We start from the raw sequence: 23,466 nt of genomic DNA on the forward strand, positions 1-23,466 counted from the left end.
GGCGCGGGGGCCTCCTGCTTCTGAAACTCTTGCCTCAAGGTGATGCCCCCCATCCCCATCCAGATGACGAGGAACGCCAACCAGCCCAGAGTCTTCGCGAGCCCTACCTCCTGACCCACGCATTGGTGCCGTTCCGGGTTGTTGGCCAGGTAGAGCACCTCCACCGGGTCCCCCTTATCGGGAAGGCGGTGGCTCGACCTGGAATCTTCATAACGGCCTCGGATTTCCTCACCATCCGGCAGATGGAAGACGTATTCCACGACGTCGCTGGTGCCCGAATCTCCCGACGAGGCACTGTACGCGCGGGTCACCGTTCCATGGGCGTGCAGCCCCTCCGCCCGGAGCTTCAGGGTGAGCTCATGGGAGAGCAGCAGCTGCACCATCAGGCCCAGCGGGATGATGAAGAAGAACACCACCAGCATCAGGTTGTTGCCGAGGTCCATGGCATTGCCTTTCAGGGGCTCCGTCAGGAGGCGGTTCAACGAGGGTACATGCGTGGAGGATGAGCAGGCATTGCGCGAAATGGCAATCCAGTCCCGCCCCGGCCGTAGGGCCCTCCCTAACTCGACGTCGATGGCCGCCGCACGCGTGGGCCGAGCGGACCTGGTGCGCGTGCTGCTGGAGGCCGGCGCCGACCCCGCGCTGCCGGACAACCTGAGCGAAGCCCCCTTCGTCACCGCCGCCGCCTACGGTCACGTGGAGATGTGCGCGCTCCTGTTCTCCAAGGCCCCCCGACGAGAAGGGCTTGGCGCGCACGCAGCTCAAGAACCAGGGGCTCACGGAGCTTGAGCCTCCCCGACAAGCGCGCCGTGTTGAGCGTGGTCGGCCCGTTCCAGTGGGCCAGCGTGTCCCCTGCGCCCGCGAACGAGGCAGCGGGAACAAGCTGAGGAATTGGAGGCCTCCCTGTCAGTAGCCCTCCACAGCCATCCCGGCCCAGAAGGTATACAGTGTATACCCGCTGGGCCTGACAGGAGGAACACCGCATGGGCGACCGATGGCTGCTGTGTGGGGCGGAAGTCATCACCTGCGACCCCGAACAGGAGGACCTGCCGCGAGGTGACGTCCTGGTGGAGGACGGGCGCATCGTCGCGATGGGTCCCCAGTTGCACGCCGGGGACTGTCGCGTCGTCGACCTGCGCGGGAAGCTGCTCCTGCCCGGCCTCATCGATGCGCACCGGCACACGTGGCAGACGCCGCTGCGCGCCCTGGGGGCGGACTGGACGGTGATGGACTACCTGGCGGCGGTGCGCGTGAAGCTGTCGCCCGCGTTCCAGCCGGACGACCTGCATGCCGCCAACCTGGCCGGGGCGCTGGAGGCCCTGGACGCGGGCATCACCACGCTCGTGGACTATTCGCACTGCGTGGAGTCCCCCGCGCACGCGGACGCCGCGCTCACGGCGCTGGAGGACTCCGGCATCCGGGCCCTCTTCGCCTACGGCTACGCGGCGGGTCCCCAGGAGAGCACCGCGCTGCCGACCCCCGCGAGCCGGATCCAGGACGCCCGGCGCCTGCGCTCCACCCGGCTGGCCTCCGACAGCGGGCTTGTCCGCATGGGCGTCGCGCTGACGGAGATGCAGGTGCCCTGGGAGCAGAGCCGGGCGGAGCTCCTCTCCGCGCGCGAGCTGGGCGTCCCCATCACCGCCCACTGCTCCGCGTGGCCCGTGTCGGGCCCGAGCGAAGTGCGGCGGATGGCGGACGAAGGACTGCTCGGTCCGGACGTGCTCTTCGTCCACTGCACGTGGAGCTCCGACGAGGACCTGCGCCGCATCGCCGACAGCGGCGGTGCCGTCGCGGTGACGCCGGAGACGGAGCTTCAGATGGGCATGGGCTTCCCCGTCACCGGACGCGCGCTGCGCGCGGGGGTCCGGACGACGCTCGGCTGCGACGTCGTCTCCAGCAACGGCGGGGACCTGTTCACCGCGATGCGGCTGGCCCTCCAGGTGGAACGGGCCCGGGCCCATGAGAAGGACGGGCTGTCCCGGGTCCTCGCGCTCAAGGCCGCGCGCATGCTGCCGATGGTGACGCTCGACGCCGCGGAGGCCCTGGGGCTGGGACGCGTGACGGGCTCGCTGCGGCCGGGCAAGGACGCGGACCTCATCGTCCTCGGCTCCGATGCGCTGAACCTGACACCGCTCAACCGTCCCCGCGACGCGGTGGTGCTCCAGGCGCATGCGGGCAACGTCGAATCGGTGATGGTGCGCGGACGGTGGGCGAAGTTCCAGGGCGCCCTGGTGGACGTGGACCTGGCCACGGTCCGGCGCCGGGTCATCGAGGCCCGCGACGCGGTGCTCGCCCGGGTGGGAGGACCGGACACGCTCCTGGGCGGACGGGAGGACCTCTCCGCGCACTGGGACATGGGAGGCGCTGGCGGCACGAAGGACGCGTGACGCGACGCCCCCTCAGCGCTGGCGACGGAGGGGGCGCTTCCGCGCGGGGACCCGCCGTGCGTCGATGCGCCGCTGGATGCCCTCCAGCATGAAGCCGAGGCTCTGCTCGAACTCCCGCTCCACGTCGGTGGCCCGCATGTGCGGCACGCTGTGGGCAAGCCCCGGGTAGTCCCTGGCGGGAAGCGCCTGGGCCGCCGCGAAGAACCGCTCGAACGGCGGCGGCGTCCCCGGTGGCCCCACGTCCCACGGCTCCTGCCGGCGGATGGCTCCGGCCAGCCAGGAGAAGAACGTGTTGTGCAGCGCCCCTGCCTCCTTCCACGGGATGCCGGCGGCGTGCAGCCCGCTCACCGTTCGGTCGAGGATGACGAGCGCCGTGTGGACGACAGGGCCTTGCTCCAGCAGGAAATCCATCAACCCCGGGTGCGCCAGCCCCACGGCGCGCAGACGGCCCGCGAGCAGCCGGAGCCACGCCACCGGATCCTGTGGCTCCACGGGCAACACCAGACGTTGCTCCAGGGGCAACACCAGACGTCGCTCCACAGGCAACACCACCGTCTGGAGGATGGTCTCGGCGCACAGGAGTACAAGTGCATCCCGGTTCGCGACATGCTTGTATATCGCCATGGGCGTGACCCGGAGCCGTTCGGCCAGCGTCCGCATGGAGAGCTGTCGCAACCCCTGTTCCTGGACGAGCGCGACGGCGGTCCGCACCACGGTGTCTTGCGACAGCCGCGGCCGACGCACACGTTCTCCTCGAGGACTGCTCGCGCGGAAGGTCATGCGACGGAGCATATCCCGTCCGCCAGAAGCGACCGTGATTCACCCATACAACGCCCTCCCCAAACCCTGCATCCAGATAATTTCCCATGAACACTGAATTGACATGACTTCACTTCAAGTGCGTCAGTCTTTGTGCCAGGATGTGTCTTGTCGCGCCCGGGGATGCGTGGGCCATACAGGCCCCGTCCGAGGAGTGGGCGGACGCAAGAGGGGAAAACATGTTCACTGAAAACACGCATCGCCCAGGGGGGGCGCTGCTCCTGGCGCTCGGGCTTGGCGCATGGGCTGGCTGTGGAAGCGCGCCGGAGGCGTCCATGCCTTCCGAGCAGACACCGCCGGGAGAGCTGCGACACAGCGAGGCCGAACTCTACGTGGCGTCCTCCACCCTCTGGTGGCCGCTGACCATCCCCGTGTGTTGGGAGAACCCGGCCTCGGGCAACGCCACCCAGCGGCAGTGGGTGCGCGACGCGGTGACGCGCACGTGGGAGGCGAACTCGAGCGTGCGCTTCTACGGCTGGGGGACATGTCCGTCCTCGTCCAGCGGCGTCCGCATCAACATCAGCGACGAGGGCCCGCACGTGAAGGCGCTGGGCAACGGCCTCAACGGCAGGGCCCAGGGCATGGTGCTGAACTTCACGTTCGCCAACTGGAGCCCGTCGTGCGTCAGCAGCCTCAAGTACTGCATCGACGCCATCGCGGTGCATGAGTTCGGCCACGCGCTGGGCTACGCCCACGAGCAGAATCGTCCGGACCGGCCCTCCACCTGCACCGAGCCCGCGCAGGGCTCCTCGGGTGACTGGCTCATCGGGCCGTGGGACCTGGCCTCCGTGATGAACTACTGCAACCCGGCCTGGAACGGGAATGGCAACCTGAGCGCCACGGACGTCCAGGGCGCGAAGATCACCTACGGCATCCCCTGGGAGTCGCTGGGCGGCGGCTTGTCCTCCGGCCCGGCGGCTTCGTCCTGGGGCGCGAACCGGCTGGACGTGTTCGTCCGGGGCCTGGACAACCAGATGCACCACCAGTACTGGGCGGGCGCGGGCTGGAGCGGCTGGGGCCTCCACCCGGGCGTCATCACCTCCGACCCGGCGGCGGTGAGCTGGGGCTCCAATCGCATTGACGTGTTCGCGCGCGGCACGGACAACTCCATGCTCCACAAGGCGTGGGATGGCTCCTCCTGGAGCCCCTGGTATTCGCAGGGCGGCGGCTTCAACTCCGGCCCGGCCGTGGCGTCCTGGGGCGCGAACCGGCTGGACGTGTTCGGCCAGGGCCTGGACAACCAGCTCTACCACCAGGCCTGGACGGGCTCGGGCTGGACGTCGTGGACGGTGATTCCGGGCGTCGTGACGTCGGATCCGGCCGCGGTGAGCTGGGGACCCAACCGCATCGACCTGTTCGCCAAAGGCTCCGACAACACCTTCCTCCACAAGTACTGGAACGGCACGGCCTGGAGCGGCTGGGGCTCGCTGGGCGGTACCTTCACCTCCGCTCCGGCGGCGGTCTCTCGCGGCGTGAACCAGCTGGAGGTATTCGGCCGGGGCTTGGACAACAGCCTCTGGGTCAACACGTGGACGGGCTCCAGTTGGACCGGCTGGAACTGGCTCGGCGGTGAGATGACCTCCGCGCCCGATGTCGCGAGCTGGGGCCCCGGCCGGATGGATGTCTTCTATCGCGGCACGGACAACACCCTGCGGCACTCCTGGTACGTCAACGGCTGGTAGCGCCCCGCCGTCGCCAGAGCCCATGGACCCTCATGGGCTCCGGCACGGGGGCCACTCCAGCAGCCGGACAACGCCGACGCCATCTATCTGCACGGGGCTGGCGTCCTTCGTGGCCGGAAAGGACGCGGACGCGGACGCGGACCGCATCCTGCGCGAGGCCCTGGCCAAGGTGCCGGACAACGCCATGGTGAGCATCGCCCTGGCCAAGGTGCGCCGGCGGATGGGCGACGACGCGGAGGCCCAGAAGCTGCTGGAGGCCGCCCACGCCAGCGATCCGTCCGACGTGGGCGCGGCCAACGACCTGGCCGTGCTGCTGATGTCGAAGCCCGAGGGCGCGGCCAACGCCCGCGCGGTGCTGGCTCCAGCGCTCAAGGCGCACCCGGACGACGCGGGCCTGCACCTCAATCAGGCCCTGGCCCTGGCGGACACCGACAAGGCCCAGGCCCGCACGCACGCACAGAAGGCCCAGGCCAGCACCGACAAGCACATCCGCGAGCAGGCGGACCGGCTCGTGGCTGCGCTGAAGGGCAAGTAGTCCTCCACGCTCGGGGCTGCTGTTCTCTTCGGCGGCCGCGCAATGGCGGCTGCCGTGACGGGTTGATCCCAAGCACCCCATCCGTCTCCGCGGACTCGATGCTGGAGGCAGACGGTTCGAGACGCGCAACAACCCGCGGGACATGAGTCCCGGGGGGAAGCGGCCGCGTGTCACGTCGGTGCAGAAGATGCTGCTGCACGTACCGGCGACCGTTCACGCTTCCTCATCGGGAGACTCCGTCAGCCCAGCCCTCCAGGCGTTATTGGCAGCCATCGCCTACCAGGCAGGGCCCGCTTCTGGGCTTCGGTGTGAGCGGAAACAACGCTCAAGGCGTGTGGAGGCCTCGGGGTCCCCCCAAAATGAAACCGGGCTGGGAACGCTCGCGCAGAGGTGGCCACGGGCACATGATGTTCCCTGGAGGTCACACGTGAGGCGCAGGTGGCGACAAAGGGCGTTCGCGCAGTTGGTGATGGCGGTGCTGGCGGCAGGTTGCGGCGCATCGAATGGTTCAAAGCCCCCGGATGAGCCTCCTCGCGACTGCATTCCCTCCGGCGGTGCCACGGGCGCCCCCGGAACCATCGAGGAGGCGGTGGCGCTCATCAACTCCCTGCCCCGCCCCACTTCCGTGGCCTGCCTCGTGGAGAGTCTGGACCGGCCCCTGCGGCTGAGTGCCACGGAGAGCGACTTCAGCGCGCAACCCGCGCATGGCCGGCGCAGCCCTCGCATCTTCCTGTTTTCGGGCCCCCTCATCCTCTCGGTCGTTCCCGACGGCCCAGGAGCGGAGGTCGTCGAGTTCAGCCAGCTCGACGCCTCCGGCCGCTCCATCAAGGGAGAACTGGCCTTCCCCATCGAAGCCGAGGTGCTCCCCGAGGCTCCGTACACGAAGGTCATGTTCCAATCCGACCTCACCGTCTGCGCGTTCTGTCACGCGGACGAGAAGCCCGTGCATCGCGTGGGTAACGCGTGGGCCTACTCCTCCCAGGCGCTGCGCCCGGTGGACTCCTCGCTCGTCCCGATCGAAGAACTCCGGCGGGAAGCCTCCACCTGCGACGCCTCCGTCGAACCCGAGCGTTGCCGACTCCTTCAGGAACTCTTCGAGCACGGCATGCCACGCGCTCACGCCTTTCCCTCGTCACTCCCGACCTTCCCCTGATTCATGCCTCGGCGGATTGGGTCGGATTCCAGAGTGCGCTGGCGCTGGAGTGACTGTCGCGGATGGAGGATGGCCGCCTCGCGTACCGGATGAATCATCCGCTGCTCGCGGGTCGGGAGAGCGTCTTCAGCTTCCGCCGGGCCGGAGCACGATCGCGGGGAAGGGCGCGATTTCACGGTGCGGAGCCGCTGAGGCGGGCGTGTTAGCGTTCCGCGCGATGAGCGGGCAAAAAGGGACGATTGTCGAGCTCAACCCCATCGACGCCCTCGGGTGGATCGAGTTCGACGAAGGCGGTCGGGTGCGCTTCGGCGGCACCGCGCTCAAGAGCTTCGCCGTGAACCCCTCGGTCGGCACCCGGGTCGAGGTGCACGGCACCGTGCCGGGCTACAAGGGCGTGCCCAAGGCGGTGATGGTGACGCCGCTCATCGTCGCGCCCGCAGCCACCTAGGAGCCCAGGGACGAGCCGAGCAGCGCGCAGGAGGAGACCCCATGGCCGACCTTCGTGCGCGAGCACCCGCGCTGGAGAGACGCCGCCGAGACCTGCGTGCCCTGCGCGCGCAAGGCGCCTCGCCCCGAGCTTCCCGAGCACCCGCTGTTCGCGCCCTGGCGCCGCGAGCTCCGCGAGACCGCGCCAACCTGCGTCGATCTGAAGGTGCCGCATTTCCTGAAGCCCGAGAGCTTCGATCCCGGTCCCGGCGATTGCTTCGCGCACGGCTCCGTCGCCTGGCTCGACGAGCCGCGCTGGCCGAGCTGCGGCGTCTGCGCTCGCCCGCTGGAGATGTGCGTCCAGCTCACGCCGGCCGTGCTCGCGGACTTCCTCCCCGGCGGCCGCGGCCTCGCCGCGCTCTTCTGCTTTCACTGCGGCGTCGCGAAGAACAGCGATCCGCGCGTCGCGTACGTGCGCCTGGTGGAGCCGAGGCACCGCGTGACCGGCCCCGAGGCGTGGCAATCGGCGTCGAGTGGCTGGCGGCGCGAGAGTCTGCGGGTGACGCCGGCCTCCCCGGCAACCGAGCTACCGCCGGCGATCTGGTACCGTTATCGCTCGGAGATCACGCCGGAGACCGCGTCGAGCGCGCTCTTCGGCTTCAATGCGCTCGATCTCGACGGGCCGTTCCCCAAGGGCTTCGATCCGGATCAGCTCGAGGAGGTCGGAGAGGAGTACGACGACTGGCTCGCGCAGCAGCGTGGCGGCGCGAGCTGGGGCGGAGCTCGCCTCGGCGGCGTGGCGCGCTGGGATCAGGCCGACGCGACGCCGAGCTGCGCGCACGGCGAGATGCCGCACCTGCTCGACTACGAGGGCGGGCAGTTCCTCGACGGGGCGCTGCACGTGTTCTCGTGCCGCGAGCGGGTCTGCGAGCTGGCGTTCGTCGCGGAGTTCTGAGGCGCCTGCGCTCGAAAGTCACTTGCTCCCTCAAGCGGGGGCGGAGCCGGGGCTGGAGGAGAGCCCGGCCCAGGCTGCGACGGTGGAGTCGACGATGGAGCGCACGCCGCGATTGGATTGGGCGGGACTGCTGCGCCGGACGTTCGCGCTGGATGTCTTCGCCTGCTCTCGGTGTGGAGGCCGTAGGAGGGGGCTGGCATACCTGACGGCCCCCGGTGGGGGGCGCGCCATTCTGGAACACCTGGCATTGCCCTCGCGGCCTGCGAAGCTGGCCCTGGCACAGGGTCCACCCCAGAGCGTGTGGTGTTGAGCTCAAGCACCCACAGTGACCTGGAAGCCCACGCCCTTGCGGCCTGCCGCCTGGCTGGGCCGCTTGGGCCGGCATGTGCCCCGAGGGGCGGTACGGCCTCTGCTCCGGCCCGGCGCACAGCCCGCGCGTCACCCTCCAGCGGCCCTTCTTGACCCCTCTTCACCAGCCCGCCGCCCTCAACAGGGCTCCTATCCGTCCTATACTTGAGCCCCTGCGGGTGGAGCCCCGGAGCCACTGCGCGCGGTGCGGCGGTTCCGCCAACCGGCGCGCGGAGGTGGCGTTCCTGGAGATGTGCCACCAGCGCGGCGTGCAGCGCGTGGTGGTGGTGGGCGGCTCGCCCGCGGTGCGTGAGGAACTGGAGACGAAGCTGGGCGGCCACATCTCCCTGCGCATGGTGGACGGCACGGAGCGCCGCACCGCGGACCGCGCGAAGAGCGACCTGGAGTGGGCGGACCTGGTGCTCGTGTGGGGCGCCACGGAGCTGCACCACAAGGTGTCTGGCCATTACACGCACCTGGCCTCCGCGCATCACCGCAAGGTGGTGCACGTGGTGCGCCGGGGCGTGGCCGCGCTGCTGGATGAGGCAATGATTCATCTTCAGCGGGCGCGGTGAGCGGCTGACGCCCCGCTACGCGGTGTTCACGTCCTGAACGGGAGGTCGGCCACTTTCCCGGGCGACTTCCGCACGCGGTCCGGGTTCATGGGGGCTCTCCTCCTCTTCGCACTCGCTGGCTACTGGCTCTTCGCGACCCGGAAGGAGATGAGCTGAGCGCGGTGGCGAGGTTTTTTGGGACGCAGACACGGTGGAGCAACCTTCAGGGGTGAATGACCTATTTCCCTGGAGGTCCGCATGCCTGGTCCGCGAGTCCCTGGAGGCTCTGGTGCCGATCCATCCACAGCCATCCGCAAGGTGGAGCAAGCCCGCCAGAAGGACCGGGCCGAACAGGCGGGGCCGTCGCGTCAGGTCCAGCAGGTAAAGCCGCGCAACGAAGACCGGTTCCGCTCCTCGTTCCAGGCCGGGGCCCCGCCCTCGAAGGGCCCCGAGCTCGCCCCGAACCCGCCGCCCGCCAGCACGCTGCTCACCGAGAACACCCGGGATGGCCAGGTGAACTGCCTGGACAAGGCCGCTGACTGGGTGGACCGGACGTCGCCCGAAATCCGCGCCCGCTCGGAGCTGGTCTTCCTCAAGGACAAGCGTGCTGGCGAGGAAGGCCAGTCTGGCCACGTGGTCGTCCGCCAGGGCTCCAAGGTCTATGACCCCGCCACGAACAAGAGCTACGACTCCACGGACGCGTACCTGAAGGAGCAGCCCCATTACGAGCAGGTGGGGACGCTCCCAGCCGGTCAGGCGAAGAAGATTCTCGACACGCCCCCGGGCTCCCCCGCGCGCCAGACGGCCCTGGAGCGCGCCAATGTGTCGCCTGAGCTCCAGTCCATGATGGTGGCCGACGCGCCCCAGCAGTCCGATGGCGCGGGGAGCGGGCCCGAGGTCAACAATCAGGCAGAGAAGCCGAAGCTGACCGCGGAAGAGGCGGAGGCGGCAGCGCGCGCGGATGCCCAGAAGGTGCGTCAGTCCATGAAGGATGGCTGCATCTATGACGTTGGCGCGAAGACCCTGCAGGGCCTGCTCGAGGGCAACAAGGATCCACACTACCAGAAGGCCCTGGTCCAGGAGCTCGGACCCGAGCTGAAGAAGATGGCCGCGCAGTCGCTGAACACCAGCCCGCAGCTCGCCAAGCCCCAACTGAGCGCGCTGGCCAAGGCGGCGAGCATTGGCGGCCCGAACGTCACCAGGATGATCGCCACCGAGATGGCGAACGCGTGCCCGGCGGAGAAGCTGTTCAGGGAACAGGAGCCGCTGTTCTCCGCGCTCGCACAGACCATCGGTGGCGCCGAATTGGGCGCGATGGTCGCGAACACGCTCGATCAGCAGGGAAAGTCCGGCCCGGCCGCTCAGGTGGGCAACTCGCTGGCGAGCGGCATCCAGAAGACCCAGGAGGACTTCGAGGAAAAGAAGATCGCCTTCGACGAGGCCAACGAAGACCTGACGAAGTTCGTCGCCCAGCTGAGTCCCGCGCTCACCGGGAAGCAGCGGCAGAAAGCCATCCTCGACTACGAGAGCCGCACCCCCGCGTACGGCGAGTACGAGGAAGCAGCTCGGAAGCTCCTGGGCAGCCTGACGACGCCGGGCACCGCGGATCCGGCGAGAGCCACGGCCCCTGGCTCCCAGCTCCCGAAGTGGATGGACTTCCTCGGCGACGAGGCGGAGAAGACCATGGCGCACCTCCCCGACCTCGCCAACACCAAGGCGGGTCAGGAACTGCTCCTGGGGGAGTTCCAGAAGCAGGCCGAAGACCAACCCAGCCTCTTCGATGACCTCGACGCGGCGGCGACGTTCGGCAAGGCCGGAACGGATGCCTCGACCAAGCTCACCGCTGCCACCACCAAGGCCATGGGCTACCTGGTGCTGTCGAAGGCGGACGACCCGGAGGCCGTGAACCGGCTCATCGGCACGCTTGAGGAGAATCACGCCCTGTTCGGCTGCACCCAGGCCGAGATGAAGGAGATGGCGGCTGCCTTCAAGGCACTGCCCACGGGTGGCGAGGCGGCGCAGGAGAAGTTCAAGAAACTCTCCGCCACCCTCGCCGGTGGCGCTCCGGGGATCGTCCAGCCGATCCGCGCGCTCGGATTCGCGTGTTCCCTCGTGGGTGCCGTCAATGGCGTGAGTAATTTCCACAAGAACCCGCTTGAGGAGCAGGTGAAAGCCATCGGCGACACGATCGGTGTCGGGGGAGATGGCGCGTCGATGCTGCTCCAGATGTTTGGCAAGGCTGGCAGCGCCGCCTCGAAGGTCTTCGAGCGCATGACAGGGATAGGCAACGCGGTGGGGGCCATTGGCGATTTCATCGGAAGCGTGCAGGCAGTCAAGAATGGGGACTACCTTTCAGCCGCGGGGAAGAGCGCCTCCGCGTTGGGCGGACTCATCCTCGCCGCGGCCACCATTCAAGCCGTTCCCGTCGGGGGACAGATTGCCGGCGGCCTCCTCGTCGCTGGCGGAGCCGTCATCTCCGTCGTCACCAAGGCACAGGAGGCCGAAAAGAAGGAGGCGAACCTGAAGATGAGCCTCCAGGCTGCGGGAATCACCGAGCCCGTGCTCTCCACGCTGGTGGACGCGGACGAGGAGAGCCTCAAGGTGCTCTCCGAAGAGATGAAGCTGTCACCGCTGGACATCCAGAAGCTCGCGCAGCAGAGCCCGGAACTGCTGACGGAGCCCCCCCAGCAACTGAAGCAGCTCATGAAGTTGGGAGAGGCCTACGGCATCAAGGGTCCAGCGCTGTTGGGAGTCATGGATGCCTTCAAGGGCCTGAAGAACAGTCCGGGGGAGGAGTTCCAGCACTTCGTCGGAATCCTCTCCCTCCCCGGCGGCCCGGTCACCCCCCGCAGGGAGGAATGGGACCAATACTTCGACGGGCTGCGCGAGTCCCCGAACCTCAAGAACAAGGTGGAGGGACTCAAGCGCTATCTCGCGGAGCAATCGCAGCCGAACAAGGCCGCGTAAGGCCGTCCGGGGGCGCCCCTGGGACGTGGGCTTCCTTCCCCGGCGCCATGCAGCCACTTGAAGTGAATCACCCTCACACCGCAACCATGAACGAAAACTGCGACTACAATTACATCTTCATGTAGCGAGGAGACCGAGGAACCCCTCGTGGGAGATGGCAGGGGGTGGCTGAACGATTGGTCAGCCGCCGCCGCGATTACCGAGGCTTTCGCGTGGGTGCCGAGGTGCAGCCTGGCTTGGGTTTCGGTGCGCCGGGGACTCGCCCCCTGCTCGTCCGCGCGTACCGGGTGACGGTCCCGCCACTTCTTCCTTGAAGGCAACCATGGCTAGAGTTGCTTCCCACCATGTCTGGTTGCCCTTCCGAGGAAACGATTCTCGCCTTCGTTGAGGACCGCCTGCCTCCCGAGCAGCGGGCCCTGGCCGAGGCCCACACCTCACGCTGTGACGCCTGTGGGACGCTGCTCGCCGCCATCGCGGCGACGTGGCACGCGGAGGGAGCACTGGGGGAAGAAGCGGCCCCTCCGCCCCGCCTGTTCGTTCCAGGGGAGCAGGTGGGGCCCTACACCATCGTCGGGCATGCCAGCAGTGGCGCGATGGGCGACGTGTATCGGGCGCGCGATGGGCGACTTGGACGGGACGTGGCGCTGAAGGTGCTCCCGGCACGGTTCGCCCAGGAGCCCGAGCGTCTGGCCCGCTTCCGCCAGGAGGCCCGCGCCGCAGGTGCGCTGTCCCATCCGCATCTACTGACCTTGTTCGACGTGGGAGCCCATGAAGGCACGCCCTACCTCGTCACGGAGTGGCTGGAGGGCGTCACCCTGCGGACGCGGCTGATGCGCGGGCCGCTGCCCCTGGCGGAGGTCCTGCGGCTGGGCATCCAGCTGGCACAGGGGCTCGCGGCCGCGCATGCCCGCGGCGTCATCCACCGCGACCTCAAGCCGGCGAACATCTTCCTGTGCGCGGATGGCGGTGCCCGCATCCTCGACTTCGGGCTGGCGCGGCTCACCGAGCGCGGCGAAGGCGCGGCGGTGACCCGGAGCGGCGCGGTGATGGGCACCGCCGGCTACATGGCCCCCGAGCAGATCCGCGGGCAGAGCGCGGATCCTCGCGCGGATGTGTTCTCACTGGGCACGGTGCTCCACGAAGCCCTGAGCGGTCAGGCCCCCTTCGGGGGTGACAGCGCGGTGGAGCGCATGAGCGCCGCGCTCCGCGACGAGCCCCCCATGCTGCCGGGTGAGCTGGGAACGATCGTCGCCCGCTGTCTGGCGAAGGCTCCCGGCGACCGGTTCCAGTCCGCGCAGGACCTGGCCTTCGCCCTGGAGTCCATCGCGTCCCGCTCCGGAAGTCAGGTGCCCCGGGCCGTGCATCCCCGCGCCCTCCCGCGTCCGGCCTTGTTCACGCTCCTGGCGGTCGCGCTGCTGTGCGTGGCGGGTGGGCTCCTGGCGTTCGGGCGTCCGTGGAAGGTCCCGGTGTCGAGCTCCACGTACCGACCGGCCACCTTCCAGCGAGGCCCCGTGCTCAGCGCGCGGTTCTCCGCGGATGGACACACGTTTCTCTATGGCGCGGCGTGGGAGGGAGGCCCCGTGGAGCTCTACAGCGCGCGCACCGAGCGTCCGCTGTCGCAGCCTCGTGGACTGAACGCGGATGTGCTCGCCGCGTCGTCCCGGGGAGAGCTGGCGGTGTTGCTCGCCCCCCGGTTCTTCGACCCGGAGCATGGCAGTGGCACGCTCGGGTTGATGCCGCTCGCGGGCGGCGCACCGCGGGCCGTGCTCGACGGCGTGCTGGAGGCGGACTGGGGGCGCGGCGAGGGACCGCTCGCGGTGGTGCGCCGGGTGGGCGAGACCTTCCGGCTGGAGCAGCCGCCCGGCACCGTGCGCTTCGAGTCGCAGGGGTGGATCAGCCACGCGCGGGTGTCCCCCGATGGCGAGCGAATCGCGTTCCTCTTCCATGAGAATCCGAAGGACGACCGGGGCGGGGTGTGGGTGCTGGAGAAGGACGGGCCGCCCCGGGAACTCTCCGGAGACTGGGGGTGCACCCGGGGACTGGCGTGGGCTCCGGATGGGAGCGAGGTGTGGTTCACCGCCGCCCGCATCGGTGCGGACACCGCGCTGTTCGCGGTCAACCTGCGAGGCACGACGCGGCTCGTGGATCGGATCGCCGGTCGGATGCTGCTCCAGGACATCTCGAACGCTGGCACCGTCCTGGTGGATCACCAGAAGATCCGTTCAGGACTCGTGTTCGGGCGAGCGGGGGAGGAGCGGGAGCTCACGATGGCGGATGCCTCGATCATGTCGGACCTGTCCCAGGATGGCCGGATGCTGCTCATCTCCGAGGGGAACCAGATCGAAGGCCCCACCTATGGCGCGTACGTGCGCACCACCGATGGCGCACCTCCGGTCCGGCTGGGAGACGGGCATCCCCTGGCGCTGTCCCCGGATGGCAAGCAGGCGCTGGTCGTGCGTTATGGGGAGCGGATGGAGTTCTTCCTGCTGCCCACCGGCGTGGGGGAGCCGCGCCCTGTGTCATTGGCTCCGGTGGCCACGGTGCTTTCGGCACGCTGGTTTCCGGATGGGAAGCGGTTGCTGCTGCGCGCGAGCCAGGAGGGGCGCCCCGCCCGCTTGTGGGTGTTCGAGCCGGGCGCCGGCGCCCCCCGGCCCGTTACGGCGGAAGGCACCGGCTTCCACACGGCCATTTCCCCCGATGGGGAATGGCTCGCGGCGGTGGATGAATCGGGAAGCCTCCGCCTGTTCTCCGCGACGGGGGACGCGCAGAGCGTGGTCCCGGGCACATTCCCGGGACAGTGGGTGGTGGGCTGGGACGCGAGCGGCGCGGCCCTCTACCTGCGCAGTGTCTCGCTTCCCGTCCAGATCTCCCGGGTCGACATGAAGACAGGCGTAAGCGTGCCGCACCTGACGGTGCCCGCGCGCGGAACCCCGCCGGGGCTCATCACGATCATGACCCTGGCGCTCTCTGCGGACGGGAGCGCCTACGCGTACAGCTACTTCGAGACGCTCTCCCAGCTCTACCTGGTGGAGGGGCTCGGGAAGGACTGAGAACCCGATATGGCAATGGGAGCGCGGAAAACGCCATGATGGATGCCTGGGAATGCGAACCCGAGGAGTCCCGCGTGCGAAGCCTCTCATTCCGGATCACCCGTCTCGTCTCGGCGCTTATCGTGCTGGGCGGTTGTGAGCGTCAGGAGCAGCCTCCCGCGCCCACGCGGTCCGCGCCGGCTCCGGTCAAGGCCAGCGCGCCAGCGCCGGTCCCGCCCTCGCGGAGCACCACCGAGCAGGAGCTGCGCGAGCGGCTGCGGTGCGAGGCGCTCCTCGGCTTCAGCGGGCTGCTGGCGGGCCAGCAGGAGTACTTCGGGGAGAAGGACGCCTGGACCACGGACGTCACACGGCTCCCCACCCCTGCGCCATGCACGGATGGCAGCCGCGTGCCCACGCCGGACGCCACCTGGCTCGCGGGTTGCCACTTCCGCTACGCGGTCTCGGTGGCCGGCTCGTTGCCCGACAACAGCACCTTCAGCGTGCGCGCGGTGGGCGTGGGCGGACTCGCCGAAGGGCTCACGTACTCCATGACGCATGGGTACGTGGACGGGAAGCCCGTGCGGGTGTGGCCTTCCGAACTCGTCCTCGAGGAGTGCCATGGCGTGCGCAGGCCGGAGGGAACGCCCCTGCCGGCCCCGCTGTGCGAGGGGGCCAGCAACCTGAAGGCGCTCTTCACGTCCGAGAAGGCGTACTTCGGGGAGAAGGACCGCTACTCGGAGAGCGCCGCCCAGGTGGGCTTCGCGCCGGAGCCCTGCCTCGACGGCTCCCGCGCGCCCGTGCCCGATGACACGTGGACGGCAGGCTGTCGCTTCATCTACCGCGCGGAGGTTTCGGGCACGGCGCCGGAGCAGACCTTCCTCCTCACCGCGCGCGGAATGAAGGGCCCCGTGGTGGAACAGAAGCTGACGCTGGACTCCCAGTACACCTGGAGTCCAGCCGATCCAGGCTGCGCGCCCTGACGCGCGAAGGTGAAGGTGGAGGCCACCCGTGCCATCTCCGTGACGGGGAGCTCCAACTCCGTCACCTGGAAGCGCGGCCACGGCAAGTCGAAGCCGAAGATCAGCCGCACCGGCATGGACAACAAGGTCACCCAGGAGAAGGAGTCGCCAGATCGCATTCAGAAGCCCAGCAACCTCACCGGAGGCGATCCCATTTCAATTCCAGGAAAAACTGGATATATCGGAAGGAGTGCTTGACGTTGGCACCCTTCCCGAAATGGGGTCATCCATGCGCGGCTCACAGGTCCTCGGTATCGCTCTCGTCTCCAGCATCGCCTTCACTCCGCTCGCGGAGGCGAAGAGCGTCTCCTTCTCGGGCTATCAATGGGAGGTGCGCAGCGGTCAGGGCGGCCCGGGCCCCAATGCCTGGGATGACCGCAACGCCTGGGTCGATGCGAACGGCTACCTCCACCTGAAGATTGCGTGGCGCGACGGACGCTGGACGACGGCGGAGGTCTACATGCCGCAGCAGCGGCTGGGGTTTGGCACCTACCAGTTCAAGGTGATTGGCCGGCCGGACCTCTTCGACGACAACGTGGTCCTGGGCCTGTTCAACTACACGCGTCCCGACGTGGGCCCGGACGCCACGAATGAAATCGATATCGAGTTCGCGAAGTGGGGCGGCAGTCAGCCGCAGATGGGCAACTGGGCCGTGTACCCCGCGGTGACGGGCGTCCCCTACTCCCATCAGGCCTACCCCATCAGCCTCGGGGGGACCTACTCCACCCACCGCTTCCAGTGGTCGTCGAGGCAGGTCTACTTCCAGGCGTTGCATGGCCACCAGGATGGCAACGTCAACCAGATGGCCAGCTGGCTCTTCAATCCACCGGACTACGTCCAGCGCATTCCCCAGAACCCCCTGCCCGTCCACATGAACTTCTGGCTCTTCCAGGGACTCGCGCCCAAGAACGGTCAGGAGGTCGAGATCGTCATCGCGGAGTTCAAGTTCATCCCCGCTCCGTAGACGTCAGGTGCGGGTCAAAGCGAACAGGCCGCGCGAGGAGCACGCCGCTTCTGGACGAACGTGCTCACCGCGGCCTTGAAGCACTCTGGCGCCGTGAAGAGCAGGAAGTGCGGCCCACCCTTCACGGTGAACAGGTTGACGCCAGCGGCTCCCTCAAGCGGGGGCGGAGCCGGGGCTGGAGGCGAGCCCGGCCCAGGCTGCGACGGTGGAGTCGACGATGGAGCGCACGCCGCGATTGGATTGGGCGGGACTGCTGCGCCGGACGTTCGCGCTGGATGTCTTCGCCTGCTCTCGGTGTGGAGGCCGTAGGAGGGTGCTGGCATACCTGACGGCCCCCGGTGGGGGGCGCGCCATTCTGGAACACCTGGCATTGCCCTCGCGGCCTGCGAAGCTGGCCCTGGCACAGGGTCCACCCCAGAGCGTGTGGTGTTGAGCTCAAGCACCCACAGTGACCTGGAAGCCCACGCCCTTGCGGCCTGCCGCCTGGCTGGGCCGCTTGGGCCGGCATGTGCCCCGAGGGGCGGTACGGCCTCTGCTCCGGCCCGGCGCACAGCCCGCGCGTCACCCTTTGGCGCCTCCCCGCCCCTTCGGCTCCAGCCCCTACCCTCAACAGGGCCCCCTTCGCCTGATGCGTTGGGGGCTCCGAGAACGCATCAGACCTGACCGCAGGCCCGCTACAGCAGCCCGTCCAGCCAGGTGAGCTGCGCGTCAATCGTCTCTGAAATAGCGAGCGGCTGATCCGACGTGCTCGGGTCGGTGTACGGATTGCCAATCTCCTTGTGCTGCCACTTCACCCAGGTCTGCTTGTACCAGCCCCAGTCCAGGTCGGTGCCCGTCGAGGGAGGCGTGGCGCCCGCGTACCCGGAGAAGGCGCGGATGCCGGTGGCCGGCGCGACCTCCTGGCCCCCCACCACCTGATACAGGTGCAGCCGCTCGCGGCGGGGGAACTGGGAGGACAGGTTGGTGGCCCACGCGCCGTAGAACGTGCCCCAGGGGCGCACGGGGTTGTTCACCTTGGTGTCGAACGTGCCCAGCTCGCCCTGGCTGTTCCTGCACACGCCATCCAGCGACGACACGTAGACGGTGATGCCATCCAGCGCCGTGTTGGCGCGGAGCGCCTGGGCAATTCGCATCACCAGACACCCGCCGCGGGAGCTCCCCGCCAGGTAGATGGACCGCGTCTCGGGTCGGACCTGGGCCTGGAGCCAGTGGACGAACCCGTTGACGATGCGCTGCTTCGTGTCGCTGTCGAACAGGTGGTCGAAGTTGTTGTCGTTGACCACGGACAGGTGCGTCCTCCCCACCGGAAACCAGCCCAGGGCATTGAGCTTCATGGCCAGGGAGCGGCCATCCAGGACCACGTTGGCGCAGGAGACGCCGTCGCAGGACGCGTCCCAGTTGGAGGACTGGCCTGTCACGCCGCTGGAGTGCCCGCTGCTCGAGATCTTCTGCCCGGCGGTCATGAAGACGATGGCCTCGCGCACGCTCGGGGCCTCCACCTGGGCGATGCGGATGGCGTGCAGCGTGCTGTCGGAGGCACCGGCCGCGCGGAACTGCTCGAAGCCCGGCGCCGCCTGGTAGCCACCAGAGGCGTCCTTGTAGACGACGCGCCGTGACACCACCGTCCGGCTGCTCCCGTTGGGATAGGCCAGCGCCTGGGATTGTGAGTCCAGGGTCACCTGGGGCTCTCCGGGCAAGTCCTCCGGCCCTGGCGGAGCACAGCCCGTGAGAGTGCCAACCAGCGCCAGGGCAACGCCTGCCCAGAGGGAGATGCGACGAGGGATACCCGAGGTGTGGACCATGGACTGCTCCTGGATTCTGGAGGGAGCCGCGCGGAGCGCAGCGGGGGGCATGTCAGACCAGAACCCGACCGTCAGCGAGTTGTTCGCCGACGAAAGGTGGTCCTGTGCGACGTATGCCTCCCTCCATGCGAACGCAGGTGTGCTGTCGCTGCTCCACGCGCCGAGCCGGAGCTGGGGGGCGGCGGCGCGCGGCGGACGCTGCCCCTGCAATCCCTCACGGCACGTCGTTGGCCGGGCGGTTTCTCCTGACGCCACGTCACCCCGGCGTTTCACTCCGCAGGGACTCACGGCACCCATCAGGCACGGCCGTGGCCTGTCTTCAAGCATCCCGGCACGTCATTGGCCGGACGGTTGGTTACCAGAGCAGTGACGAGCAGTGCTACGTACGTCACGTCGGTGCCCACGGCGAATCTCCCTCGCGATCCACCCACAGCCACCACTTCCAGCATCGACGCCTCAGCGGCGACGGACGCAGTCACCTGCACCGGCAACTGTTGCACCGACTCACCCCGCCGATTCCGGTACACCCACGTCTGCAACGCGCTCAGCCTCACGCTTGCTACCACCCAGCAATCAAATGGATTATTGGAGACATTCTGGAGCCCAGGCAGAACCTCCTCCGCAAGGACTGGCGTCACTCCCGCAATGCCTCACGGGCCACCTGTCGAGGTAGCGGCAGGCGTGGGAGTCGGCGCGACCAATTTCTGAATTTGATTCAGGTGCGCCTGAATTAGCGCTGCGATGGCTTCTGCGAGATTCTCGAGGTAGTCACAGAACTGACGCAGTTCAGACGGCGAGGGAATGACCGACACTCTGCCTGTATGGGCGCACTCATTCCGAATCGCAATCAGGTTTGTCAGTGCAGTCTCCGCCCACGACTTCGTCACCTTGCAGTGAGTGGCTATCTTGTCCCATCCATCTTGCACGCCGAAGCGGAGCAAAAAGTCTCGAACCACGTCCACGCCAGGATTGGCTTTAGTATCGGCAAAGGCCTCCCAAACAATCTCATAGCCCGATGGACTTGAAACAGAGTGGAGTCGACGAGCGATATCTGCACTACTGGCCTTGACCCAATCATGCGGTCGCGACGAACGAGCAGCCTTTGAGACTTCTTGAAGAACCCGCCCACCATGCTCGAAATGTGCCTCTCGAATGCGCTTATCGAGCGTTGAAAACGGCGCTCCGAGTGAGCAAATCGTCACGACCGTCTCTTCGGCCAATTGCTTCAAGAAGGATTCGAAGTATCCACTAAGAAGCACAACAGATGCGCATTGAATAGTGTCATGCCTCGCTCGCACCGCAGCGCTCGCGAGCGCGGCCAATGCGTTGGCATCAATGTCGTTGGCAATATCTCGAACGAGGTCGAGTGAGTCCCGCAAGGACTGAAGGGCAGGCATGGCAAAAAGTCAGGTAGCAAGGCAGGCGCGAACTACGTCTCTTGTCTTTTCGAGGCGGTACTGCGTCGCCCCTTTCCCATTGGTACCCGTCCCAATGGACTTCCTGAATTCAATGTCGCCGGAAAACAAGCCATGCAGAGCGGAAGCTAGCTTTAAGACCACAGGTGGAGTTAGTTGAGCCGGATCGACATCTGCGAGCGCAAACATGACAGCGTCGGCAAGAGGCGCAGACTTAACACCTTTCTTCGATCCAGGTTCACCGGGTTTTCGAAAAGCATCGAGTCCGAAAATCTTGAAGGCATTCTCAACTGCCTGCTCAAATCTCTTCTGATCGAGAGCAGCGAGGTTCGCATCTTGCTTGTAGGCCCGATTCCGTTCATCCATCTGCATACTCAGGTAGTGCCGAAACCGCCCTTTCATCGCCTGGTATTTCTCGAGCGCGAAAAACCGAAGAACCAACTCAAGATCCTCCATGCGGCTGTACGTGGAGTTCTTCTGTCGCTCTTCCGGATCGTCGGGAATATCCCACAACTTCCGGAATATCGCGTTCGCTGAGAGTTTATGAAGCAGAGTGCAGAATTGACCTCTGTAGATCGCGTTTCGAATCTCCATTGGTTCCGCCTCCATTCCTCCAGTGTTGAGGCGATCGAACACATCGTATTTCACTTCTGGCGATGACTCCTTGAGGATCAAGACAGCAGGAATGAAACGCCGCAGAATAGTCTTATCGAGCCCCTTCTTCTTGAGGTCATGGTATGTAAGGTCATTGAGTTCGTCCCATACCGACAGCCCCTCTAGTGCGTATGTATTCTCTAAAAAGCTCGAGATGGCGGTTAACCGCTGTCGTCCGTCGAGCACAACATACTTCCCATAATCATCCTCCCCAAGAAAAACTGGAGGAATAGGCACATTCATGATGATCGACTCGACAAATCGGCTCTGCTTACTCCGCGTCCAAATATTGCGGCGTTGAAAGTCAGGGCTGAGGTCAATCTGCCTTTCAATCATGTCCGGAAGCGTCGAAATCGGCAATTCGATCTTCTGCGGATAGATCTGCCGCATTTGCTGCTTGTACTTGTCCTCAAGCGAGGTCGAACTGGGTTCGGACTCGTCTCCCATTTCGATTTTGTCGTCATTCATGGCTTCTCCAGGAGCAGCACGCTCTCTTCATAGCGCCTACTCACTCTGTTACTCTTGGCCTTCGGGTGGAGGCTCGCCATCACGCGAGAACTCGGAAGACTTCTTGTCACAACAACACCACCATGAAGCCCGTGTGCCTTACCGATCGCAGTGTAGAGAGCCGGCAGATCGATCAAGATTTCTTTGTAAAATGAGGTTTGGAGGACAAGCGCCGCTACGCCTCCTCTTCTTAGAGCACGGGCGATTTCGCCTAAAGCCAGATGAGCGTCGTTGAAGTACTGCCAGAAGTTCTTGAAATAGTACCCGCTCGATGCATATGAACTGTGGGAACGGATTTGTTCTAGGAGGGAGCGAACCGACGGTGCCCAATTGTCCGGAATCGGATGCGGAACTCGGGTTCTGATCATTGTGGTTCCCATCAATTCGCGTCGCAGCGAACCTGCGTCACTACGCGACGTGACAGCAGCCAAGCACGCCAGCTCAAATGCAGTCGAAGCTGCGTAGTCAATTCGTGTGCAGTAGGGCGGCGAGGTCAGTACAACATCGACGCTGCCTTCCTGAACAGGCAGCGCTCTAGCATCGCCAACGAGAATGCGTGGTGAATGAACAGGCTTAGCTATTAGCAGTCCATCCGCCGCGAGACTTTGAACCACTTTAAGGAATTCCTCTGCAAGGTCTCGACTTGGCTGTTTGCGCCGCATTGGAGGCCGAAACCAAGTGGGATTAGAGCCAGACTTCGGAGGGGACACACACCTCGCAGCCCGTATGAGTGCAAGCATGGCGAAGGCTCGTTGCGGCTCAGGAGGCCACGCCACGCCTTGAGGTTCGACAATCGCCGCCCCAAGGGAAACAAAGCGGCGAGCGAGGCTCTGCGAAATCCACCGTGACAAATCACCGGCGGACGAAGGTCCCCGGACGGTGTTGGTGCTGCCCAGAATTCGTTGCCCGAACTCAACGGCGTCCTCTGGGCTAGAAAATGAAACTGTCTTCGCCTGCGCGATGAGCGCAGCAAATGGGTTCAAATCGACGCCATAGGATCGGAGCCCCAGCCGAGCCGCTGCCATCGTAGTAGTGCCACTGCCATTCCACGGATCGAGCACGGTACTTCTGCGGGGAAGGTCGCCAAGCACCGCATTCGCAAAGTCGCTGGAGAAGCCTGCGTAGTATGGGTACCAAGCGTCGACTCCAGTGGCCCCAGCTCGGCGCTTCGGGTCAGGAACGAGCCCGGCTAGCCGATCACGGAGTTGGTCAAAAAGCCGCTGTGGTGACGTCCGCCGCGCTAGCGCCGTCATGCCCTGCCCCCTCGGGTATCCTCATGAAATCCCAAGAACAATGGGCTCCTCCTGAGGTCCAATTTTTAGGTCTAGACCGAGCCAAGAGCCAGAACTTCGTCGGGATAAGAGCCTGGTGAGGCCTGCCGACTCCGCTCGTTACCGCTAGTTTCGGCGCCCCTAACCTGCGCGTCCGGTATTTCGAGGGGACCCAAGTGCACTACATCAACTAGATGGTCTAACCCTAGATGGTCTACGCCAGCGAGGAGTCGTGGTACGGGCTTGACGTCAAGCAGTCCAAGACCGCTTCGTCCGAAGCGCTGCTCCAATTGGCAGCTTCTTCGAGACCGAAGAGGGCCTCGACACGAGGCGGGTGATGGGCACTGAGAGTACCCGATACAACCACGTCGAGGGACCAGAGGGTGGGTAGTAGCATTTCGCGGACGTAGAGTTCCGAGAGTTCATTATTCGTGGCGTCTTCAAAGGTGAATCCTCTGGCGGGCCGACGGCTGCGCGAAGACAAGCGCCCCAGGTGCTGCTGATAAGTGGAGGTTCCGCGTTCAGAGCTTGGTCGGGCTGAACACGAGAGGGGGCCATCTACATCCTTCGCCACACCTTCTCCCGGCTGGCAGTGACGGGCGCCCCGGCAGAGGACCTTCAGAAGCTTACCGGGCAACAGCACCCCTCGATTACACAGCGGCCCATGCACCTGAATTTGGAGGCCAAGTCGGCGAATATCCGAATCCCGGAGCTGACGAAGCGTGAGGCCGAAAACAAAAACGGGCTGGAGACCTTTCGGCCTCCAGCCCGCTTCGTCGTTTGGTCGGGGAGACAGGATTTGAACCTGCGACCCCTTGGTCCCGAACCAAGTGCTCTACCAGGCTGAGCCACTCCCCGATATCCGATGCTGCGCCAGGAACTGCCCTCGGGCCCGGCGAAGCGAGGGCGGATCTATCCGAGCCGCTTCCTTCAGTCAACGGACTCTTTTGCCTCCCCCTTCCCTCCCCCTCACCAACCC

19 protein-coding genes and 1 tRNA gene are annotated in these 23,466 nt (G+C 66.5%); 13 read left to right on the top strand and 7 right to left on the bottom strand.

Going from position 1 to position 23,466, the window contains the following annotated elements; all coding sequences use genetic code 11:
• The coding region (locus D7Y11_RS30635) for a DUF3592 domain-containing protein (protein ID WP_126935435.1) at positions 1-443 on the bottom strand (443 nt) is incomplete at its 3' end.
• A gap of 130 nt (positions 444-573) precedes the next feature.
• Here D7Y11_RS30635 and D7Y11_RS30640 point away from each other — a divergent pair.
• Positions 574-789 (top strand): ankyrin repeat domain-containing protein, encoded by a 216-nt coding sequence (locus tag D7Y11_RS30640; RefSeq protein WP_126935436.1) that lies wholly within the window; start codon positions 574-576, stop codon positions 787-789.
• 194 nt (positions 790-983) lie between these two features.
• On the top strand, positions 984-2,387 hold the full coding sequence (locus D7Y11_RS30645; RefSeq protein ID WP_126935437.1) for an amidohydrolase family protein: 1,404 nt from the start codon (positions 984-986) through the stop codon (positions 2,385-2,387).
• A 12-nt stretch (positions 2,388-2,399) separates the two neighbouring features.
• On the opposite strand, the gene D7Y11_RS30650 is transcribed toward D7Y11_RS30645, so the two are convergent.
• Positions 2,400-3,131: a TetR/AcrR family transcriptional regulator gene (locus tag D7Y11_RS30650; RefSeq protein WP_158629175.1), complete on the bottom strand. Its 732-nt coding sequence runs from the start codon at positions 3,129-3,131 to the stop codon at positions 2,400-2,402.
• 350 nt (positions 3,132-3,481) lie between these two features.
• Between D7Y11_RS30650 and D7Y11_RS30655 the strand changes: the two genes are divergently transcribed.
• The 11 genes from D7Y11_RS30655 to D7Y11_RS30710 all read left to right on the top strand — a co-directional run bounded on the left by D7Y11_RS30655 (position 3,482) and on the right by D7Y11_RS30710 (position 16,838).
• Entirely contained in the window at positions 3,482-4,888 is a 1,407-nt protein-coding gene (locus D7Y11_RS30655) for a M12 family metallopeptidase (protein WP_126935439.1), read from the top strand.
• 109 nt (positions 4,889-4,997) lie between these two features.
• Positions 4,998-5,423 carry a tetratricopeptide repeat protein gene (locus tag D7Y11_RS30660; protein ID WP_233607433.1) on the top strand — a complete coding sequence of 142 codons (426 nt, stop codon included), beginning with the start codon at positions 4,998-5,000 and terminating at the stop codon, positions 5,421-5,423.
• A gap of 427 nt (positions 5,424-5,850) precedes the next feature.
• Entirely contained in the window at positions 5,851-6,576 is a 726-nt protein-coding gene (locus D7Y11_RS30665) for a hypothetical protein (RefSeq protein ID WP_126935440.1), read from the top strand.
• Positions 6,577-6,793: 217 nt separating this feature from the next.
• A complete protein-coding gene (locus D7Y11_RS30670) occupies positions 6,794-7,024 on the top strand; it encodes a hypothetical protein (RefSeq protein ID WP_120579389.1) in 231 nt (76 codons plus the stop codon).
• Between the two features lie 54 nt (positions 7,025-7,078).
• Positions 7,079-7,957 carry a hypothetical protein gene (locus tag D7Y11_RS30675; protein ID WP_126935441.1) on the top strand — a complete coding sequence of 293 codons (879 nt, stop codon included), beginning with the start codon at positions 7,079-7,081 and terminating at the stop codon, positions 7,955-7,957.
• A 527-nt stretch (positions 7,958-8,484) separates the two neighbouring features.
• On the top strand, positions 8,485-8,880 hold the full coding sequence (locus D7Y11_RS30685; RefSeq protein WP_233597278.1) for a hypothetical protein: 396 nt from the start codon (positions 8,485-8,487) through the stop codon (positions 8,878-8,880).
• A gap of 237 nt (positions 8,881-9,117) precedes the next feature.
• A complete protein-coding gene (locus D7Y11_RS30690; RefSeq protein WP_126935442.1) occupies positions 9,118-11,826 on the top strand; it encodes a hypothetical protein in 2,709 nt (902 codons plus the stop codon).
• A 344-nt stretch (positions 11,827-12,170) separates the two neighbouring features.
• Positions 12,171-14,876, top strand: a complete 2,706-nt coding sequence (locus D7Y11_RS30695; RefSeq protein WP_120579392.1) for a serine/threonine-protein kinase — start codon at positions 12,171-12,173, stop codon at positions 14,874-14,876.
• 74 nt (positions 14,877-14,950) lie between these two features.
• On the top strand, positions 14,951-15,835 hold the full coding sequence (locus D7Y11_RS30700; RefSeq protein ID WP_126935443.1) for a hypothetical protein: 885 nt from the start codon (positions 14,951-14,953) through the stop codon (positions 15,833-15,835).
• Positions 15,836-15,844: 9 nt separating this feature from the next.
• Complete coding sequence (locus D7Y11_RS30705; protein WP_121755269.1) at positions 15,845-16,072, top strand: DUF3060 domain-containing protein; 228 nt, start codon at positions 15,845-15,847, stop codon at positions 16,070-16,072.
• A gap of 31 nt (positions 16,073-16,103) precedes the next feature.
• Positions 16,104-16,838 (top strand): glycoside hydrolase family 16 protein, encoded by a 735-nt coding sequence (locus D7Y11_RS30710; protein WP_120579397.1) that lies wholly within the window; start codon positions 16,104-16,106, stop codon positions 16,836-16,838.
• A 674-nt stretch (positions 16,839-17,512) separates the two neighbouring features.
• Here D7Y11_RS30710 and D7Y11_RS30720 read toward each other — a convergent pair.
• The 5 genes from D7Y11_RS30720 to D7Y11_RS30745 all read right to left on the bottom strand — a co-directional run bounded on the left by D7Y11_RS30720 (position 17,513) and on the right by D7Y11_RS30745 (position 23,345).
• Positions 17,513-18,640 (bottom strand): hypothetical protein, encoded by a 1,128-nt coding sequence (locus tag D7Y11_RS30720; RefSeq protein ID WP_199753818.1) that lies wholly within the window; start codon positions 18,638-18,640, stop codon positions 17,513-17,515.
• A gap of 650 nt (positions 18,641-19,290) precedes the next feature.
• A complete protein-coding gene (locus D7Y11_RS30730) occupies positions 19,291-20,037 on the bottom strand; it encodes a HEPN domain-containing protein (RefSeq protein ID WP_126935446.1) in 747 nt (248 codons plus the stop codon).
• Positions 20,038-20,046: 9 nt separating this feature from the next.
• Entirely contained in the window at positions 20,047-21,177 is a 1,131-nt protein-coding gene (locus D7Y11_RS30735) for a DUF262 domain-containing protein (protein ID WP_126935447.1), read from the bottom strand.
• Complete coding sequence (locus D7Y11_RS30740) at positions 21,174-22,277, bottom strand: class I SAM-dependent methyltransferase (protein WP_158642018.1); 1,104 nt, start codon at positions 22,275-22,277, stop codon at positions 21,174-21,176. The genes D7Y11_RS30735 and D7Y11_RS30740 overlap by 4 nt, the downstream gene beginning before the upstream one ends.
• Before the next feature lie 991 nt (positions 22,278-23,268).
• Positions 23,269-23,345: transfer RNA gene (locus D7Y11_RS30745), tRNA-Pro, on the bottom strand.
• Positions 23,346-23,466 lie beyond the last annotated feature (121 nt).

Origin of the sequence: Corallococcus sp. AB018 (genome assembly GCF_003986945.1) — a bacterium.
GTDB classification, from domain to species: Bacteria; Myxococcota; Myxococcia; order Myxococcales; family Myxococcaceae; genus Corallococcus; species Corallococcus exiguus.

What these genes read in the sequence shown, in the direction of transcription:
- D7Y11_RS30640 (WP_126935436.1), top strand. Translation starts at nt 574, where the DNA reads ATGGCCGCCGCACGCGTGGGCCGAGCGGACCTGGTGCGCGTGCTGCTG.
- D7Y11_RS30645 (WP_126935437.1), top strand. Translation starts at nt 984, where the DNA reads ATGGGCGACCGATGGCTGCTGTGTGGGGCGGAAGTCATCACCTGCGAC.
- D7Y11_RS30655 (WP_126935439.1), top strand. Translation starts at nt 3,482, where the DNA reads ATGCCTTCCGAGCAGACACCGCCGGGAGAGCTGCGACACAGCGAGGCC.
- D7Y11_RS30670 (WP_120579389.1), top strand. Translation starts at nt 6,794, where the DNA reads ATGAGCGGGCAAAAAGGGACGATTGTCGAGCTCAACCCCATCGACGCC.
- D7Y11_RS30690 (WP_126935442.1), top strand. Translation starts at nt 9,118, where the DNA reads ATGCCTGGTCCGCGAGTCCCTGGAGGCTCTGGTGCCGATCCATCCACA.
- D7Y11_RS30695 (WP_120579392.1), top strand. Translation starts at nt 12,171, where the DNA reads ATGTCTGGTTGCCCTTCCGAGGAAACGATTCTCGCCTTCGTTGAGGAC.
- D7Y11_RS30710 (WP_120579397.1), top strand. Translation starts at nt 16,104, where the DNA reads ATGCGCGGCTCACAGGTCCTCGGTATCGCTCTCGTCTCCAGCATCGCC.
- D7Y11_RS30720 (WP_199753818.1), bottom strand. Translation starts at nt 18,640, where the DNA reads ATGGTCCACACCTCGGGTATCCCTCGTCGCATCTCCCTCTGGGCAGGC.
- D7Y11_RS30730 (WP_126935446.1), bottom strand. Translation starts at nt 20,037, where the DNA reads ATGCCTGCCCTTCAGTCCTTGCGGGACTCACTCGACCTCGTTCGAGAT.
- D7Y11_RS30735 (WP_126935447.1), bottom strand. Translation starts at nt 21,177, where the DNA reads ATGAATGACGACAAAATCGAAATGGGAGACGAGTCCGAACCCAGTTCG.